At 70.1% G+C, this 17,599-nt stretch carries 14 protein-coding genes; 7 read left to right on the top strand and 7 right to left on the bottom strand.

Annotated features, from left to right (window positions below):
- Positions 1–12: 12 nt before the first annotated feature.
- Positions 13–888, top strand: coding sequence for an alpha/beta fold hydrolase (locus tag HUW46_RS04295; RefSeq protein ID WP_215546029.1), 876 nt, complete (start codon positions 13–15; stop codon positions 886–888).
- A 361-nt stretch (positions 889–1,249) separates the two neighbouring features.
- Here the strand turns inward: HUW46_RS04295 and HUW46_RS04300 are convergent, their stop codons facing one another.
- Entirely contained in the window at positions 1,250–2,656 is a 1,407-nt protein-coding gene (locus tag HUW46_RS04300; protein ID WP_215546030.1) for a WS/DGAT/MGAT family O-acyltransferase, read from the bottom strand.
- A gap of 123 nt (positions 2,657–2,779) precedes the next feature.
- Here HUW46_RS04300 and HUW46_RS04305 point away from each other — a divergent pair, with 123 nt between their 5' ends.
- Complete coding sequence (locus tag HUW46_RS04305; protein ID WP_215546031.1) at positions 2,780–4,015, top strand: alpha/beta hydrolase; 1,236 nt, start codon at positions 2,780–2,782, stop codon at positions 4,013–4,015.
- A 313-nt stretch (positions 4,016–4,328) separates the two neighbouring features.
- On the opposite strand, the gene HUW46_RS04310 is transcribed toward HUW46_RS04305, so the two are convergent.
- Positions 4,329–4,946: a (2Fe-2S)-binding protein gene (locus tag HUW46_RS04310; protein ID WP_215546032.1), complete on the bottom strand. Its 618-nt coding sequence runs from the start codon at positions 4,944–4,946 to the stop codon at positions 4,329–4,331.
- A 376-nt stretch (positions 4,947–5,322) separates the two neighbouring features.
- On the opposite strand from HUW46_RS04310, the gene HUW46_RS04315 reads away from it, so the two are divergent.
- Positions 5,323–7,581: an NB-ARC domain-containing protein gene (locus HUW46_RS04315; protein ID WP_215546033.1), complete on the top strand. Its 2,259-nt coding sequence runs from the start codon at positions 5,323–5,325 to the stop codon at positions 7,579–7,581.
- Positions 7,582–7,593: 12 nt separating this feature from the next.
- On the opposite strand, the gene HUW46_RS04320 is transcribed toward HUW46_RS04315, so the two are convergent.
- Entirely contained in the window at positions 7,594–9,678 is a 2,085-nt protein-coding gene (locus HUW46_RS04320) for an acyl-CoA dehydrogenase (protein WP_215546034.1), read from the bottom strand.
- Positions 9,679–9,823: 145 nt separating this feature from the next.
- On the opposite strand from HUW46_RS04320, the gene kstR reads away from it, so the two are divergent.
- The gene (kstR, locus tag HUW46_RS04325; RefSeq protein WP_215546035.1) at positions 9,824–10,465 is read left to right on the top strand and encodes a cholesterol catabolism transcriptional regulator KstR; all 642 of its coding nucleotides are present in this window, start codon (positions 9,824–9,826) and stop codon (positions 10,463–10,465) included.
- A 45-nt stretch (positions 10,466–10,510) separates the two neighbouring features.
- On the opposite strand, the gene HUW46_RS04330 is transcribed toward kstR, so the two are convergent.
- Positions 10,511–11,125 carry an RICIN domain-containing protein gene (locus tag HUW46_RS04330; protein ID WP_215546036.1) on the bottom strand — a complete coding sequence of 205 codons (615 nt, stop codon included), beginning with the start codon at positions 11,123–11,125 and terminating at the stop codon, positions 10,511–10,513.
- A gap of 198 nt (positions 11,126–11,323) precedes the next feature.
- Here HUW46_RS04330 and HUW46_RS04335 point away from each other — a divergent pair, with 198 nt between their 5' ends.
- Both HUW46_RS04335 and HUW46_RS04340 read left to right on the top strand, forming a co-directional pair.
- The gene (locus HUW46_RS04335) at positions 11,324–12,307 is read left to right on the top strand and encodes an ArsR/SmtB family transcription factor (protein WP_215546037.1); all 984 of its coding nucleotides are present in this window, start codon (positions 11,324–11,326) and stop codon (positions 12,305–12,307) included.
- Positions 12,308–12,358: 51 nt separating this feature from the next.
- Complete coding sequence (locus HUW46_RS04340; RefSeq protein ID WP_215546038.1) at positions 12,359–13,258, top strand: helix-turn-helix domain-containing protein; 900 nt, start codon at positions 12,359–12,361, stop codon at positions 13,256–13,258.
- A gap of 574 nt (positions 13,259–13,832) precedes the next feature.
- On the opposite strand, the gene HUW46_RS04345 is transcribed toward HUW46_RS04340, so the two are convergent.
- The 3 genes from HUW46_RS04345 to HUW46_RS04355 all read right to left on the bottom strand — a co-directional run bounded on the left by HUW46_RS04345 (position 13,833) and on the right by HUW46_RS04355 (position 16,607).
- A complete protein-coding gene (locus HUW46_RS04345) occupies positions 13,833–14,822 on the bottom strand; it encodes a TIGR03557 family F420-dependent LLM class oxidoreductase (protein WP_215546039.1) in 990 nt (329 codons plus the stop codon).
- Between the two features lie 56 nt (positions 14,823–14,878).
- Positions 14,879–15,709 (bottom strand): LLM class F420-dependent oxidoreductase, encoded by an 831-nt coding sequence (locus tag HUW46_RS04350; RefSeq protein WP_215546040.1) that lies wholly within the window; start codon positions 15,707–15,709, stop codon positions 14,879–14,881.
- Positions 15,710–15,770: 61 nt separating this feature from the next.
- The gene (locus HUW46_RS04355; protein WP_215546041.1) at positions 15,771–16,607 is read right to left on the bottom strand and encodes an LLM class F420-dependent oxidoreductase; all 837 of its coding nucleotides are present in this window, start codon (positions 16,605–16,607) and stop codon (positions 15,771–15,773) included.
- Between the two features lie 111 nt (positions 16,608–16,718).
- Here HUW46_RS04355 and HUW46_RS04360 point away from each other — a divergent pair, with 111 nt between their 5' ends.
- Entirely contained in the window at positions 16,719–17,444 is a 726-nt protein-coding gene (locus HUW46_RS04360) for a class I SAM-dependent methyltransferase (protein ID WP_215546042.1), read from the top strand.
- The last annotated feature ends 155 nt before the right edge of the window (positions 17,445–17,599 follow it).

A 17,599-nucleotide genomic window follows, 5' to 3' on the forward strand; every position in this document is an offset into this window, starting at 1 on the left:
GTAAGGAGAACGGTGTCGCTCGACCTCAACGCGGCGGGCTGGCGTGCCACGCGCCGCGTCGTCACCGTGCCGCCGACAGCGGGCCTTCCCGACCCGGAACCACTGGCGCTGCCCGGCCGCGGGCGGACGGCCGTGGTCGACGTGGGCCCGCGCGACGCACCCGCGGTGATCCTGCTGCACTCGGTGGCCTGCACCGGCATGCTCACCTGGTACCCGGTGGTGGCCAAGCTGGCCGAGCGGCACCGCGTGGTGGTCTTCGACCAGCGCTGGCACGGGCAGGGCATCCGCTCGCAGGAGTTCCGGCTCGACGACTGCACCGGCGACGTCATCGCGGTCGCCGACGCGCTCGGCATCGGCGAGTTCTTCGTCGCCGGGTACTCGATGGGCGGGATGGTGTCGCAGAACGTCGCGCACGAACACCCCGAGCGGGTGCGCGGCATGGTGCTGTGCTCGACCGGCGCGAACTTCCGGCGGGGCATCCGCCAGCGGGTGGCGCTGGACCTGTTCGGCCGCACCATGCACCTCCTGCGCGACCGCGCGCGCATCGGCTCGGTCGGCCCCGCCACCCCGCACGCACGGCTGGAAGACCACCGCTGGGCGCTCGCCGAGTTCCGCTCCACCAGCCCGTGGGCGATCGCGTCCGCGCTGGAGGAGATCGGCCGCTTCGACTCGACGGGCTGGCTGCACGAACTGCGCCTGCCGACCTCGACGGTGATCACCAGCAGGGACCAGTTCATCGCGCCGTCGCACCAGCGGTGGATCGCGGACCGGATCGCGGGGACGGCAAGCTACGAGATCCCGGCGGGCCACGCCGCTTGCGTGCTGAGCGCGGACCTGTTCGTGCCCGCCTTCTTGGCGGCCATCGGCTCGGTGATGGGCCGGATCTAGCGCGGCTGGCATGCCCCGAAGGTGGCTTTTGGACATCTCTGTCCCCGAAAGTCGCAGTGATGTCAGGTGCGGGTCGCGGTGTTCGCGCGAGAGGAGCGGGGCCGCTGCGTGGTCCCCGAAGGCCACCTTCGGGGACTCCAGCGCCCCTTTCTCGGCCCTCGCAGACGTGCGGCCGGAGCCGCGCATGCCCCGAGGGTGACCTTCGGGGCGCTCAACGCCGCGATCGCACCCCTCGTGCGTTCGACGGCCGCGGGACCCCTCATACCCCGAAGGTGGCTTTCGGGGCGCTGAGTTCCCCGAAAGCCACCTTCAGGGCATCACTGTTAGGAACTTCCTTCGGGGCACGGAGCGCCGCGTCGACCTAGAGTCCCGGCGCGGCCGCTTTCAGCTCCTTCAATGCCGCGCCGATCCCCTCCGCCAGCGGCCACAGGTCCGGCACCAGTTCGCGCGCGCCGAGCAGGCCGAAGTCGATCTTGCCTGCATTCGACAGCACGGTGATGTTCAGGCCCGCGCCGTGGAAGACCGGGCCGAGCGGGTAGAGCCCGGTGACGCGCGCGCCGAGCAGGTAGAGCGGCATCGGCGGACCGGGCACGTTGGACACCACCAGGTTGTGTGCCGGCGGGTGCCGTTCCGCCAACCGCAACGCCGAGTAGGCGCGGATCGCGAGGCCGAACACGGCAGGTCCGGCGAACTGGGCCCAGTCCTGGAGCATGTCCGCGTCGATGCTGTGGTGGTGGTCCTTCGACAGCCGGTTGTTCTCCGCGAGCGCGAACACCCTCGCCGCGGGGTCGGCGAGATGGGTCGGCAGCGAGGCGAAGAACGCCGAGACCTTGTTGCTGCCGTGCTCGCGCTCGCTTCGCCCGTGCACCGACACCGGCACGGTGGCGACCAGCGGATCGGCGGGCAGGTCGTCGCGGTCGTCGAGGAAACGGCGCAGCGCGCCCGAAACGATCGCGAGCACGACATCGTTCACGGTGACCCCGAACGCGTTCTTGAGGTCCTTGACCTCGGCGAGGTCGAGCTGCGCGTAGGCCACGCTGCGGTGCCCGGTGATGGTGCCGTTGAGCAGGGTCCTCGGCGCGGTGAACGGCACCGGCATCCCCTTGCCCCGCAACGCCCTGCCGATCCAGCGCGGCGCCATCGCGGCCAGTTCCGGCAGCAGCTTCACCGCCTGCGCGGGCCGTTTCGCCAGCGAGGCGGCGCTGGTGCGCAGGAGGGCGAACCGGTCCGGTTCCGCGGGGTTGCGGCGCGCGTCCTCGCCGGGATCCGGCGGCGGCGCGTCCGGGGACACCCCGGCGAGGTAGGCGATCAGGTTCGCGCCGCCGACCCCGTCGACGCTCGCGTGGTGCATCTTGATGAAGATCGCGACCGTGGCTTCGTCCTCGGTCCTGATGTCTTCGATGACGTACATCTCCCACAGCGGGCGGCTCCGGTCGAGCGGCTGGCCAGCCAGGTGCGCGCACAGCGCCGCCAGCTCGTGCCGGTCGCCGGGGGCGGGCACGGCGATGCGGTGCAAGTGGTGGTCGAGGTCGAACTCGGTGTCCTCGACCCACACCGGGTGGGTGAGGTTCCACGGCGAGTTGTGCAGCTTCCGCCGGAACGCCGGGATCAGCGCGACGCGCTCGCGGAGCCGTTCTTCGAACGCGCGGAAGCTGTAGCCGCCGGGGACCGACGAGCCGTCGAGCGTCGCCAGCCCGCAGACGTGCAGCACCTGCGCGGAGGTCTCCAGGTACAGGAAACTGGCGTCAAGGCCGCTCAGGCGTTGCATGGCGATCAGCCTAAGCGAGCCAACCGGCCCCTTCCACCGACGCGGGCGCGTTGTCCTATATGTGTGGCCTCCCGCGCAAATCGGGACTCGGCTTCGGGCGGCACGACAACCTACTATCGAGTAATGACGTCCGGTTTCCTCACTCGCAGGGTCCTCCAGCTCGGTCTCACCGCCAACGCGATCCGGCCGGTGCGCGGCGCACGGGCCGCCGTGCCCGCGTTCGCGGCGGGCTGGCTCACCGCCGAGCTGGCGCCGCAGCTGATCGGGTTGACCGCGCTCGACACCGCGGTGCACCTCGCCAGGCACGGCGCCCGCACCCGGGGCGACAAGCTCGGCGTCGCGCTCGGCGCGCTGTCGGCCGCCGGGCTGGCCACGCTCGTGACCACGTCCCAGCAAGCCCGCGACGAGGTCGAGAACGCGCTGCGGGAAGCGCTCGGCGAGAACTACGCGGACGAGCTCGGCGCTCCGCTGACCGCGGCCGATCTCGCCACCCCGTGGCCCCAGCTGGTGTGGCCGTTCCGCATGCGCAACCCGGCCGTCCGCCGGGAACGGGACATCGCCTACGCCCCCGGCGGCAAGCGCTTTCTCCTCGACGTCTACCGCCCGCGCGAAGCGGGTGAAGGGCGGCCGGTGCTGCTGCAGATCCACGGCGGCGCGTGGACGATCGGCAACAAGGACCAGCAGGGCATCCCGCTGATGCTGCGCATGGCCGAGCGCGGCTGGGTGTGCGTGGCGATCAACTACCCGCTCTCCCCCGCCGCCCAGTGGCCGGACCACGTGATCGGAGCGAAGCGGGCCGTCGCGTGGATCAGGGAGAACATCGAGGCCTACGGCGGCGACCCGTCGTTCGTCGCGGTCACCGGGGGCTCGGCGGGCGGGCACCTTTCCGCGCTGCTGGCGCTCACCCCGGACGATCCGCGCCTGCAACCCGGTTTCACCGGCGCCGACACCTCGATCCAGGCCTGCGCGCCCCATTACGGCGTCTACGACTTCGCGGCGACGAGCGGGTCACGGGCGAGCGCGGCGAGGATGAAGACACTGCTCGCCAAGCGCATCGTCGGCAAGGACCCGGTCGAGTTCCTGGACGACTACGTCACGACCTCACCGCTGGACCGCGTCACCGACAAGGCGCCGCCGTTCTTCGTGGTGCACGGCGAGCACGACTCGCTGGTCCCCGTGCGGGAGGCGCGCGGATTCGTCGAGCGGCTCCGCTCGGTTTCAGAGAACCCCGTGGCGTACGCGGAGATTTCCGGCGCGCAGCACGCGTTCGACGTTTTCCCGTCGATCCGCAGCGCGCACGTGGTGCGTGGGGTTCAGCGCTTCCTGGAATGGACGCACCTCCGTCATGTCAAGGGGTGAAAATTCCTGGAATCTCAACGAATCACCACTTGTGGCGGCACCGGGGAAACACCAGACTCAGTGGCGCGAACCACCGGAGTGAATCCCCGAGCCGGGCGGTGACGATCTCTCCCCCTCGTCGATCGTCGCCGCCTTCCCCGGCTCCGGCTGTGTTTCCCCCGCCACAGCCGGAGCCGCCCCTAACCCGAAACGCGTCGCGGAGTTTCCCGCGCACGCGCAGCGCCGCGCACGGTTACCGTGCGCGGCGCTGCGGGCTGCTGCGGAAGGGGACGGGCCCGGCCGGCTGGGTCGGAGCGCCGGCCGGGCCTCCCGGTCACCTGCCATAGACCTCCGACAGGAAGATGCTGACCGGGGCCGCCGTCTCGGCGCCGACCTTCTCCACTGTGGTCAGGTGCTCGGCGATCGCCTTGCGCGCTTCGGCCTTCGACACGCCGCTCCGCTGGGTCGCCTCCAGAAGATCCGCCAGCCTGGACGCCCCGTGCCGAACGATTTCGGCGACGGACCTCAAGATGGTTTCGACATTCCCGCCGATGTCCGGGATGGATTTCGCGACGCGGCCGATCGTCTCCAGCACGCCTGCCGCGATCGGACCGCCGACACGCAACGCCCTGATCAGGGCGGGCCGGAGCTGGTCGAGGAGGTCGTCCGGCCCCGGGTCGGCCAGCGCAGCGATCGCGACGGCGCGCCCGGCCGCACTCTGCTCGAATGCGGGTTCGGCAACGGCGGCCGCCGCCGGGCCAAAGCTCATGACGAGCGCGCCCGAGGCAGCCAACACCGCCACCGGCTTGCTGATCTTCGACACCTTCACAGTTTTTCCTTTCGACAGTCCAGATACACCGAAGCCGAGGAACCGGATCATCGAAAATCGAGGAATTCCTGCCGGTTCCGCTGCGCTGTGCGCGGTCCAGACTTTCGCAGTACGCGGCGTCACGCGACAAGTGTTGCCTCGTTGAGAAAACGGGAAACACGATCGAACGAGAATCGCGTCCTCATTCCCACAATTCCCACGATCCGAAATAACGCCAGGTCCGTGCGCCATGTCACACACCGACCCGACGCCAGGGACGACACCCCGGAATTCATTCACTTCTCCAAGGAATCGTGACCTGGCTCACCAACGGAAACCCGCTCCGGCACCGTTTTCACCGATTCTCACCCTTGCCGCCCGTTGATCGGCCGACTACCATCCCGGATCACCGTTCGGCGCCGTCACTTCCGTTGATCCGGCACCACTTCCTTCGGCAGGCAGTTTTCCTCTCGACCGATTTGTTCCGCCCCGGCGCGATCACCGGAACAGGGTGGTACCCATGGACACCGCGAACTCCCCCGGATCCGAGTTCGGCCGCGAACTCGAACGGCTCGTCGCACGCCGTGCCCTGTCGTGGCGGAAGCTGTCGCAACTCGTCGGCTACACCCCCAGCTGGCTAAGCAAGGTGAAGAACGGCGCACCGCCCTCGCCCGAGCTGGCGCGGCGGTGCGACGAGGTGCTCGAAGCGGGTGGCTCGCTGGTGGCCGCGGCCGGAGGTCAGCCGGTGGGTCCGCGCCCGGCCCAGCTTCCCGCGGCGACCGCCTACTTCACCGGGCGGAAGGCCGAACTGGGCGAACTCGACGCCGCGCTGGCCGGCGAGGACGACAGCTGCCCGCCGGTGGCGCTCCTGTCCGGCCCGCCGGGAGCGGGCAAGACCGCGCTCGCGCTGTACTGGGCGCACACCGCCGCCGCCCGGTTCCCCGGTGGTCAGCTCTACGTCGACCTGCGCGGCCACTCCCCTTCGGGGGAGCCCGTCACCCCCGAGACCGCGCTCGACCACCTGATCACCGCGGTGGCGGGCCGCGGCGCGGCGATCCCGGCCACCCTCGGCGAGCGAGCGGCGTTGTACCGCTCGCTGCTGTCCGGAACCCGCACGCTCGTCCTGCTGGACAACGCGCTGGACGCGGCCCAGGTCGAGCACCTCCTCCCCGGCACCGCGGGCTGCGCGGTGCTGATCACCAGCCGCACCGACCTGATGTGCACCGGAGTGCGCTTCGGCGTACGACGAGTGGTGCTCGGCCCGTTGAAGCTCGACGAGTCGGTCGAACTGCTGCGCCGCGTGATCGGGCCCTCCCGCGCGGACGCGGAACCCGGCGCGGCCGCGGTGCTCGCGGACGAGTGCGACCGGCTCCCGCTCGCGCTGCGGATCGCGGGCGAACTGGTCGCGACCCGGCGCGAGAACACCGTCGGGGAGCTGGTCGGTCACCTGTCCACCCACAAGCTCGATCTGCTTTCGGTCGGCGAGACGGCGTCGGTGCGCGCGGTGATGGCCTGGTCGTACCGCGGGCTGACGCCCGCGGCCGCCTCGTTGTTCCGGATGCTCGGGCTGCTCGCCGGACCGGACTGGAGCCTCGACGCGGCCGCGGCACTGACCGGGTTCGCCCGCGAACGCGTCCGCGATCTCGTCGACGTGCTCTTCGAGGCCCACCTGATCGAACGCGCGGACGGCGACCACTACCGCATGCACGGCCTCCTGCGGCTCTACGCCGCCGAACGCGCCCGGCACGAAGAACGGCCGGACGCGATCGCGGCCGCGATCACCCGGCTCACCCGCTGGTACCTGGCGACCACGCTCGCCGCCTCCGCGCGGATCGCGCCGTACCGTCGCAAGTGGATGGCGAAGACGGACCTCCCCGCGTACCGGTCCGGGGAGGCCGCCGAGTTCGCCGACGCGGCCACCGCGATCCGCTGGTGCGATGCCGAGAGCCGGAACCTCGAAAGCCTGCTCCGCACCGCGAGCGCCTACGGTCTCGCCGATCTCGTGTGGCGGATCCCGATCGCGCTCTACGACTACTTCCTGTTCCGGAAGCCGTGGTCGGTGTGGCTCGCGACGACCCAGCTCGCGGCGGAGGCGGCCCGCCGGTGCGGCAACCGCGCGGCCGAAGGGTGGGCGACCACGAGCCAGGCGATCGCGTGGTACTGGCGGAACGACCTCGACCGCAGTGAAACCCTGCACACCACCGCGCTCGCGATCGCCGACGAGGTGGGCGATCCCCTCGGGCAGGCGTGGGCGCACTACGGGCTGGCCTGCGCGGCCGTCGACCGCGCCGAGCCCACCCGCGCGCTCGGTCACGCCGAGAAGGCGCTTCGGCTGTTCACCGAAGTCATGCTGCCCGAAGGCAAGGCATCGGCCCTCGCCGTGCTCGGGACGGTCCACCGCACCACCGGCAGGATCGACTCCGCGTTCGCGGTGACCCAGCGGGCGCTCCGCGTCTGCGAGGAACTGCGCGATCCGCACGGCCGCGGCCGGAAGCTGATCAAGCTCGCCGAAATCCACCAGCAGCGCGGCAAGCTCGCGGACGCGATGACGTACCTGAACGTGGCGCTGACGATCCGCGTCGCCGTCGAGGACCACTGGGGCGTGGCCGATGTCCGCGTCCGGCGCGGCGACCTGCTCCTCGAACTCGGCGATCGCGAGCAGGCCGTGGCCGAGTGGACCCGGGCACTGGCCTACTACCGCGAAACCGGCGATCCCCGTGCCGATTCCGTGGCACGCAAGGTGGCCACGCCACGCACCGGCTACGAACGATCCGCGTGACCGAACCCGGCGCTATTTCCGTGGCAGGCCGAGCAACCGTTCGGCGGCGACCGAGCGCAGGATCTGGGTAGTCCCGCCCGCGATGCTCAGGCACCGGGTGAGCAGGAACTCGTGCTGCGCCTTCGCGGTCTCGTCCGTCACGATGGAACCGGTGCGCCCCAACAGGTCCAGTGCGAACTCGGCGACCTCCTGCCGGTGCCGCACGCCGAGCAGCTTCCGCACGCTCGACTCGGCTTCGGCGCCGTGACCGTCCAGTCTGCGCAGCACCGCGCGGACGTCGAGCAGCGCGCCGGTGAAGCCGTCGGCGACGAGCGCGCCCAGTCGTTCCAGCGTGCCGGTGTCCGGGTCGTGAACGCCGTCCAAGAGCGCTTCGACGTCTTCACCGAGCGAGGATCCCTTGCTCATCGCGACGCGTTCGTTAGCGAGCGTGGTGCGCGCGAGGCGCCAGCCGTCGCCGGGCTCGCCGACGACGTGGTCGTCCGGGACGAACACATCGTCGAGGAAGACCTCGTTGAACATCTCGTCGCCGGTGATTTCCCGCAGCGGACGGGTTTCGAGCCCGTCGGCCGTCATGTCGACGAGGAAGTAGGTGATGCCGCGGTGCTTCGGGACGCTCGCGTCGGTGCGCGCGAGGCAGATCGCCCAGTCGGCCTTGTGCGCCAAGGAGGTCCAGACCTTCTGGCCGCGAAGGCGCCAGCCGCCGGGCACCTTGCGCGCGGTGGTCCGCAGGGACGCGAGATCGGAGCCCGCCTCCGGCTCGCTGAAGAGCTGGCACCACACGATTTCGCCGCGCAGGGTCGGTCCCACGAACTTTTCGGTCTGCTCGGCGGTTCCGTGCGCCAGTATCGTCGGCGCCGCCCAGCCGCCGATCACCAGATCCGGCCGTTCCACCCCCGCCTTCGCCAGCTCGGCGTCGATCACCAGCTGGCGCGACGGCGACGCGGCCAGCCCGTACGGCTTCGGCCAGTGCGGGGTGAGGTACCCGGTCTCGGCGAGCCGGATCCGTTGCGCCGCACCGGAAACGGCCGCGATCCCGGCCACCTCGGCTGCCACGGATTCGTCCGCGCCGACGTCGATCGCCAGTTCGCGGCGCGTGCCGTCGAGCGCGAGCCGTGCGGTCTTCTCCCGCCAGCGCGCGCCACCGCCGAGCGCCTGCCGCAGCGAGATCGCGCGCCGCAGCCGGAAGTGCGCGCCGTGCTCCCAGGTGAACCCGATCCCGCCGAGCACCTGGATGCAGTCCTTCGCGTTGTCGACGGCCGCGTCGAGCGTGACGGCGAGCGCGGCCGAGGCGGCGCACGACAGCTGTGACGGCGAGGTCGCATCCGCCGCGCGCGCCGCGTCCCAGGCCAGCGCCGCCGCCGCTTCGGCACGGCAGAGCATGTCCGCGCACAGGTGCTTGACCGCCTGGAACGCCCCGATCGGGCGGCCGAACTGCTCGCGGACCTTCGCGTAGTCGCTCGCCGTCCGCAGGCACCACGCCGCGATCCCGGCGGCTTCGGCCGAGGCGACGGTCGCCGCGAGATCGGCGACCAGCGCGCCGTCCAGGTCCAGCCGGGCCGTGTCCGGGACGGCGACCCGGTCGAAGTCGACGAACGCGCACGACCGCGACGGGTCGAACGATTCGACGGGCGTGACCGTGACACCGGTGGTTCCGGGCGGCAGCGCGAACCACCCGCCCGCGGTCGAGGACAGGACCAGCCAGGTGTCGTCGTCGGCGTCGAACACGGGCCCGATACGGCCGGAGAGCACGAGCGAGTCGCCGGGAACGGGCGCGTCCCAGACCACCGCGGCCGACGCCGAGCCCGCGGCGAGCCCCGGCAGCAGTTCCGCGGCGACCGGCGCGGAGCTGTCCGCGGCCAGCGCCAGCCCGGCCAGCGCGGTGCCGAACACCGGGCCGGGCACGAGCGCGGCGGCCACTTCTTCGAGCCCGGACGCGAGATCCGTCACATCGCCGCCCGCGCCGCCGACCGGCTCCGGCAGCGCCGCCGCGAACAGGCCGAGCTTCGCCAGCCCCGCGAAATCCGCGTCCTTTTCCGCTGCCCACGACCGGATGGTCACGGCCAGCGCCGCCTGCTCCTCGGTGATCGCGATCGGCACCGGTACACCTCCTGACGCTCGCCGCCGCGATCATTAGAACGTGTTTCAGTTTTCTCGGCAAGTGCGCGCGAGTTGAACGCGCACGGGCATTGGGTACGCTAACGTCACAAACTGGAACAAGTTACGGATCACTCCGGGAGGCACGATGGCCGCCAAGCCGAGGACGGCCGCGCAGCCGAAGACGCGCGGGGGCGCCGGGATGAGCGCGATCGGCGGGGACGAGCTGGGCTCGGCCGCGCAGCGCGACCGCCGCCGCCGCATCATCGACGCGACGCTCGCGCTGGCCGCGAAAGGCGGCTACGACGCGGTGCAGATGCGCGCGGTCGCCGAACGCGCCGACGTCGCGCTCGGCACGCTGTACCGGTACTTCCCGTCCAAGATCCACCTGCTGGTTTCGGGGCTGGCCAGGGAGTTCGAGCGCGCGCAGGACAAGATCGAGCGCGGCGCGATCCCCGGCGACACCGCCGTCGAGCGGCTCATCTTCGTGCTCGGCCGCAACACCAGGATGATGCAGCGCGACCCGCACCTCACCGAGGCGATGGTGCGGGCCTTCATGTTCGCCGACACCACCGCGGCCGCCGAGGTCGAACAGGTCGGCAGGCACATGGAGGCGATGTTCGCCAAGGCGATGGGCATTGACGAGCCCGACGAGCGCGACCGCGACATCTTCCACCTGATCGCCGACGTGTGGATGGCGAACCTGGTGGCCTGGGTGACGCGCCGGGCCTCGGCGGCCGACGTCGCCAACCGCCTCGAACTTTCGGTGCACCTGTTGCTGGACAAGTGAAAGCGGGTCCCCGGCCGCGCCGGGGACCCGCTCAGCTCACCGGTGTCACTGCCACCACTGGTTCTTGTTGCCCGCCACGAACTGCCACAGCTGCACCTTCGTGCCGTTGCGGCCCGCGGTCACCGAGTCGGCGTCGAGCCAGCGCGGGCTCGCGGGCGTGCCGATGCGGTCGAAGCCCTCCGGGATCCGCGCGGCGCCCCACCACTGGTTCTTCTGCCCCGCGATGTAGTCCCACAACTGCACCTTGGTGCCGTTCTGGTTGATCGTCAGCAGATCCGCGTCCAGGTACCGTCCACTGTGGGCGTTGCGGAGCCTGGTGTAGCCCTCCGGGATCTGGTCGAGGTAGAACGCCTGCTGCGCGGCCGTGTTGTCGCACGTCCACAGCTGGACCTTGGTGCCGTTGCGGCCGATCGTGTTCAGGTCGGCGTCGAGGCACTTTCCGTACTGCACCGAACGGAACAGGTACGCGTCCTGCGCCGCCTTCGCGCTCAGGCCGTGCGCCGAGGCCTTCGCGGGCACGAGTTCGAACCCGGCCAGCGGGCTGATCGGCTTGAGCCCGCCCGCGGCCCCCTCGGCCGCACCGGCCGAACCCGGCGCGAGCAGCGCCAGCACACCGGCGGCCGCCGCGGCGATCGCACCGAACCGCGTCAACTTCCCCATTGTCTCCCCAATCTTCGACATCCCGGTGTGACACCAGGAAAGAAAGCCACCATTAGCGGGTGGCGTTCGCCGTGATCATCCCGGTCCGCGGCGGCACCGTCGACCGGATGTCGTTGGCGGGCAACAACACAGTTCAGGCGTGTAACGAGAAGACCTCGTCCGAGCGAATAGAAGATGCTACGACTGGGGAGAAAACGCGTGCGCATCCACCTGAGCATGGCCGACCTGACCAGAATCGGGCTCGGCGGCGCCGATCCCGCGTGGGAGACCGCGGCGAGCCTTCGCGTGCTGCAAACCGGCGGCACGGCCTTCGACCGCTGGCGGCGGCTGGTGCGCTGGAGCCTCCCCGCGCACGGCGAACGGCTCCTGTGGCTGTGCAGGCCCGGTGCTCCCGCGCCCGCGTTCCTGGTGCCGATGACCGGGGAGTCCGGAGTGGACGCGGTGCTGGGCGAAATCCGCCGCACCGCACCGGCGAGGCTGGCGGCGGGCGTGCGCGCGGCCGCCGCGGGCGGGCCGCTTCCCCGGTGGGCTCGGGAGCTGGCGGGCGGATCCACGGCCGCGCTGGAAGAACTGGCTCGCGCCCTCGTCGACTACCACCGGCTCGCGATCGAACCGCACTGGCGGGAAATCACCACCAGGGTCGACGCCGATCGCGACCTGCGCACCAGGATCCTGCGCGACGGCGGCGTGAGCGGCCTGCTGACGAGCCTGCGCCCCGCGGTCCGCTGGCGCGCGCCGATGCTGGAAAGCGGGCCCGGTCCGGAACTGCACCTCGCCGGAACCGGGCTGCTGTTGGTCCCCACCTGGTTCGCGCGCGAAGCCGAAGTGATCCCGTCCCCGGCGGGCGGCCCGGCACGCCTCGCCTATCCCGCGGTGCACACCCGGAATCCGGTGCCCGCCGCGCGGCGCGGACCGTCCAAAAAGGCGCTCGCCGCCCTGATCGGCCCGACCCGAGCGGCGGCGCTGGCCACGATGGCCACCGGCTGCAGCACGTCCGAACTGGCCGAGCGGCTCGGCGTGACCCCGTCCGCGGTCAGCAAGCACACCGCGGTTTTGCGCGACGCGGGGCTCATCAGCACCCATCGGGACCGCAACACTGTCCTGCACTCCCTCACCCCGCTCGGCGCCTCCCTGCTCGCGGACCTTGGTGCAGATCCGAACCAGGCGCGTTCTTTGCGGTGAACCACGGCGATTCACCTGCCCGCACAGACTTCCCCGCTCTAGCGTGACCGCATGAAAAGAAAGCCAATACTGCGGCCGAACACCCTGCGAGCGCGCGAACTGGGTGCGGAGCTTCGCGCGCAACGTGAAGCGAGGCACCTGACCTTGCGCGAACTGAGCCGGAAGCTGGGATGGTCGCACGCGACAATCTCGTTCTTCGAAAGCGGCGCTCGCCCGCCTTCTCCATTCGAGGTCGCGACTTACCTCGGTGGCTGCGGCCCGGTGAAGCGGGCGGACTACGAATTGCTGCTCCAGCTCGCGAGTACGCCCGACGAGCCTTATCTCACCCTGCCGAACGGCCCGGAAATGTCACGGGAGCTTCGTTCACTTATCGCGCACGAAAATATGGCTCACAGGATCACCTGCTACGAGCCGAGAGCGGTACCGGGACTGCTCCAGTCGGAAAGCTACGTACGCGAGTTCATCGGGCTGTTCACACCGATACCACCAGCGGTCAAGGAAGCACGAGTCCGGACACGGTTGGCGAGGCAAGAACTACCGCATCGCGACAAGGCTCCGCAGTGCACGTTCTTCATCCAGGAACAGGCGCTGCGGACCACAATCGGCGACACCCGAATCATGAACGAGCAAATCTTGTCCCTCATGCTCATCGGCACTCAGAAGAACTGCACGGTACGGGTGGTTCTCAACTCGGCTGGCCCGTTCAGCGTCCTGAACACGCTTCGCTTGATGGATTACGAGAAGCAGCCGCCTGTCGGATACACCGACGGAGAGGGGGTTGGAATCTTTCTGGAGCGGCCGAGCGACATCGCGAATTACCGAACCATCATGGGCAAACTCGACCGCGCGGCACTCGATGAGGAAGAGTCGCGGGCGTGGCTCACCCACCTGGCGGATGCCTACGACCGAGCGGAGGGCGCCTCCTCATTGCCCACGATCGCACAAGGCTGAGCTAGCGTCCCCGAAGGCCACCTTCGGGGAACTGAGTGCCACGATCTCGGCCCTCGCGTTCAGTCGCATGGCGACGCTCGTGCCCCGAAAGTGGCTTTCGGGGCACGCACGGATCGCGGCTTCCCCCTGAAAGGCCACCTTCGGGGAATCTAGCGTCACTTTCTCGGCCCTCGCAGGCGTGCGGCCGAAGCCGCGCATGCCCCGAAGGTGGCCTTCGGGGCGCTAAACGCCACAAATCCACCCCTCGCACGCCCAACCACCGCGAGGCACATGCCCCGAAAGTGACCTTCGGGGCGCTCCATGCCCCGAAAGCCACCTTCACGGCATCACCAGATCCCCGCCGGAGCAGGAGAAGCCCCTGCCAGCGCGGAATTCGCGGCACCGGAATCACCTCCGGGACACCGGACACGGGTCGCCCGACCGCCACAGGAGCCACCTTCCGGGACTCCAGCGCCACTTTCCCGGCCCTCGCGGCTGCGCGGGCGGGCTGCGCATGCCCCGAAGGTGGCTTTCCGGGCATCCAGCGCCCCGAAAGCCACCTTCGGGGCATCACGCGCCCAGGCCCGCCGTCGCGTCAGGCCTTCAGCTTCGGCAGGACCTCGCGGCCGAAGGTCTCGATCCATTCCTTCTGGTTGCGCCCCACGTTGTGCACGTAGATGCGCGTGAACCCGGCGTCGACGAACTTCTGCAGCGCCGCCCGATGCACATCCGGGTCCGAGGAGACGACCATGCGGCCCTCGAAGTCCTCCTTGCGCACCAGCTTCGCCATCTGCGCGAAGTCGAACGGCGAGCGCACGTCGGCTTTCGGGAACTTCATGCCGCCGTTGGGCCACTGGTCGAGCGCGTTCGCCCACGCCTGCTCGTCGGTCTCGGCCCAGGACAGGTGCACCTGGAGCAGCTTCGGCATGCTGTCCGGGTCCTTGCCCGCCTTCTTAGCGCCCTGCGAGAAGTTGTCGAGGATTCCCGAGAGCTTCTCCAGCGACGCGCCGGGCGTGATCAGCCCGTCGGCCAGTTCACCGGTCTTGCGCGAGGTGTACGGGCCAGCCGAAGCGATGTAGATCGGCGGCGGCGCGTCCGGCAGCGTCCACAACCGCGTGGTGTGCAGCTTGAAGAACTCGCCGTTGTGCTTGACGTCCTTGCCGGTGAACAGCTTGTTGATGATCTCGAGCGCCTCGAACATGCGGCGCACGCGCTCGGGCGCCTCCGGCCAGTACCCGCCGATGATGTGCTCGTTGAGCGCCTCGCCCGAGCCGATGCCCAGCCACGTGCGGCCGGGGTAGGTGGCCTCCAGCGTCGCCGCGGCCTGCGCCACCATCGCCGGGTGCAGCCGGAACGACGGGCAGGTCACGCCGGGCCCGAGGTCGCCGGTGGTGTTCTCGGCGAGTGAAGCGAGCACGCTCCACACGAACGAGGCCTCGCCCTGTTGCGGGACCCAGGGCTGGAAGTGGTCCGCGGCCATCTGCCCGGAGAACCCGTGCTGCTCGGCCAGCGCGGCGAGCTCGATGGATTCCCTCGGCGAGAACTGCTCCAAGGCCGCAGCCAAGCCGATCTGAACGTCGCTCACGAGCGCATCGCCCCTTCTTGCCTGCTGATCTTCGTCGTCATAGAACCTACTCCCGCTCAGCGGTGGGCGTCGGCCAACGCGGCCAGTTCGTCGAGCGTGGTGAGCGTCTCGGCTTCGGGCGCGGTCGGCAACAGGAACGTCACCCTGTCGACGCCCGCCTCGGCGTATCCGTCGATCGTGGCCTTGTCCGCCGCCGCGCCGAAGATGGTGACCGGCACGTTCTCCCTGCCCTGCTCGGCGAGCCACGACCGCACGCGCGTGACGTCCTCCGGCTTCGTGGTCCCGATGGGGAGCCAGGCGTCGGCGTGCTCGGCGAGCCGCTTCAACGCGGCCGGGCTGTCGCCGCCGACGTAGATCGGCGGGTGCGGGGCCTGCACCGGCTTCGGCCACGAGAACACCGGGTCGAAATCGATCAGTTTTCCGTGGTATTCCGCCTGTTCCCGCGTCCAGAGCAGCTTCAGCGCCTCGATCTGCTCGTCGATGAGCCTGCCCCGCGTCTTCGGGTCGGTGCCGTGGTTTTCCATCTCCTCGCGGTTCCACCCGACGCCGACGCCGAACGCGACCCGCCCGCCCGAGATGAGGTCGAGGCTCGCGACCTCCTTGGCGGTGTGGAACAGATCCCGCTGGATGAGCAGCGCGACGCCGGTGCCAAGCAGGAGCTTCTCGGTCGCGCCCGCGACCGCGGTGAGCGTGACGAACGGGTCGAGCGTGCGGTAGTAGACCCGGGGCAGTTCGCCGCCGCCGGGATAGGGGCTCCTGCGGCTCGCCGGGATGTGCGAGTGCTCGGCGAGGAAGAGGGAGTCGAAACCCCGCTCTTCCAGCGCCTTGCCCAGCGGCGCGGGCCGGATGCCTTCATCGGTCACGAAAGTGGAGATGCCGAAGTCCATACGACAGTCGAACACCGCCCGCGCGGCCGCGCATTCCCGAGCCGGGTGAACTTCTGGTGACTCAGTCCCGGTAGCGCTCCAGGAGATCGGCTTGACCGTCGAGCCAGCGCAGGAGGGCATCCTCCTCTTCCACGGTGACCAGCAGCGCGACCCGGGGGATCCCGGCCTCGGCGTAGGCGTCCAGCACCGCGAGGTTGCCAGGGTCGAGGTTGGTCGGCAGGACGGTGCCGCCCTCGCCGAGGTGCTCGTCCCGCAACGCGAGCTGCGCCTTGACCCCGTCCACGTCCGCGGCCCCGTTGGGCATCCAGGCGTCGGCGTGCCCGGCCGCGCGCTTCACCGCGGCGACGCTGTTCCCGCCGACGTGGATCGGCGGATGCGGGTCCTGCACCGGCTTCGGCCACGCGTAGATCGGATCGAAGTCGATCAGCTCGCCGTGGAACTCCGCCTGCTCCTGGGTCCAGATCGTCTTCAGCACGTCGAGTTGCTCGTCGAGCAGCTTCCCCCGGGTTTTCGGGTCGGTGCCGTGGTTTTCCATTTCCTCGCGGTTCCAGCCGACGCCCACGCCGAAATCGACCCTGCCGTCCGAGATCAGGTCGAGCGTCGCGACCTCGTTCGCGGTGTGCAGCACGTCGCGCTGGACGAGGAGGGTGACGCCGGTGCCGAGGCGCAGCGTCGAGGTCACCGCGGCCACCGCGCCGAGCGTCACGAACGGGTCGGCGGCGTGGTAGTAGGGCTTCGGCAGGTCTCCGCCGAAGGGGTACGCGCTCAACCTGCTCGCCGGGATGTGCGAGTGCTCGGCGACGAACAGCGCGTCGAACCCGCGCTCCTCCACTGCTTTCCCGAGCGCCGCGGGTCGGATGCCGTAGTCGGTCACGAAGGTGGACAGCCCGATTCTCATACCCGGCGCAACCCCGAAGCGTGAGCGGGCATTCCCGGTCGGTTGACACTCGTCCCGATCGTCGGGATGCTGGAACTCATCAGGCGTTGAAATAGCACGAGGAGGAGAATCATGACCAATTCGGGCTCCACGGGTTCGAACGCCCTCGAGGACTTCGACTTCGAAGAGATGTACCAGGGCAACACCGACATCGGCGAGAAGATGCCTTGGGACATCGGCGAACCGCAGCCGAAGCTGGTCGCGCTCGAAGCGGCGGGCGGGATCGGCGGGGACGTCCTCGACATCGGCTGCGGGCTGGGCGACAACGCGATCTTCCTGGCCTCGCGCGGCTACCGGGTCACCGGCGTCGACGGATCCGAAACCGCGCTCGCCACCGCGCGGCGGCGCGCCGAGACCGCCGGGCAGGACATCGACTTCACCGTTGGCGACGCGACCAGGCTCGACGGGTTCGAGAACCGGTTCGACACGGTGGTCGACAGCGCGCTCTTCCACTGCCTCAGCCCGGAAGACCGCCCCGGCTACGCGTCCGCGGTGCACCGCGCCGCGAAACCGGGCGCACGGCTGCAGATGTTCTGCTTCTCCGACTCGCTGCCCGGCGGCTTCCCCGTCCCGGCGCAGCTCACCGAGAAGGAGCTGCGGGACACCTTCGCCGAGGGCTGGACCATCACCCGGCTCGAACGGGGCGAGTACACCTCGTCCATGACCCCGGGCACGGCCCAGCAGATGGTGGCCGACATGACGCCGGACGCGGACCTGCCCGCGATCGCCGCGCTGAACACCGACGAGAACGACCGCGTCCTGCTCCCCGTCTGGCACCTCACCGCCACCAGGAACTGACCTCTCCACTCGCCGGGGATGCCTACACGCCCCGAAGGTGGCCTTCGGGGCGTGTAGGTCCCCGAAAGCCACTTCGGGGCACCACGACACCCGAAGAGGCGTCCAAAGTGGACGCGAGCCGCCGGAGCTGACACGCACGGCAGCCCCGCCCCGAG

It is taken from the genome of Amycolatopsis sp. CA-230715 (assembly GCF_018736145.1).
GTDB lineage: Bacteria > Actinomycetota > Actinomycetes > Mycobacteriales > Pseudonocardiaceae > Amycolatopsis.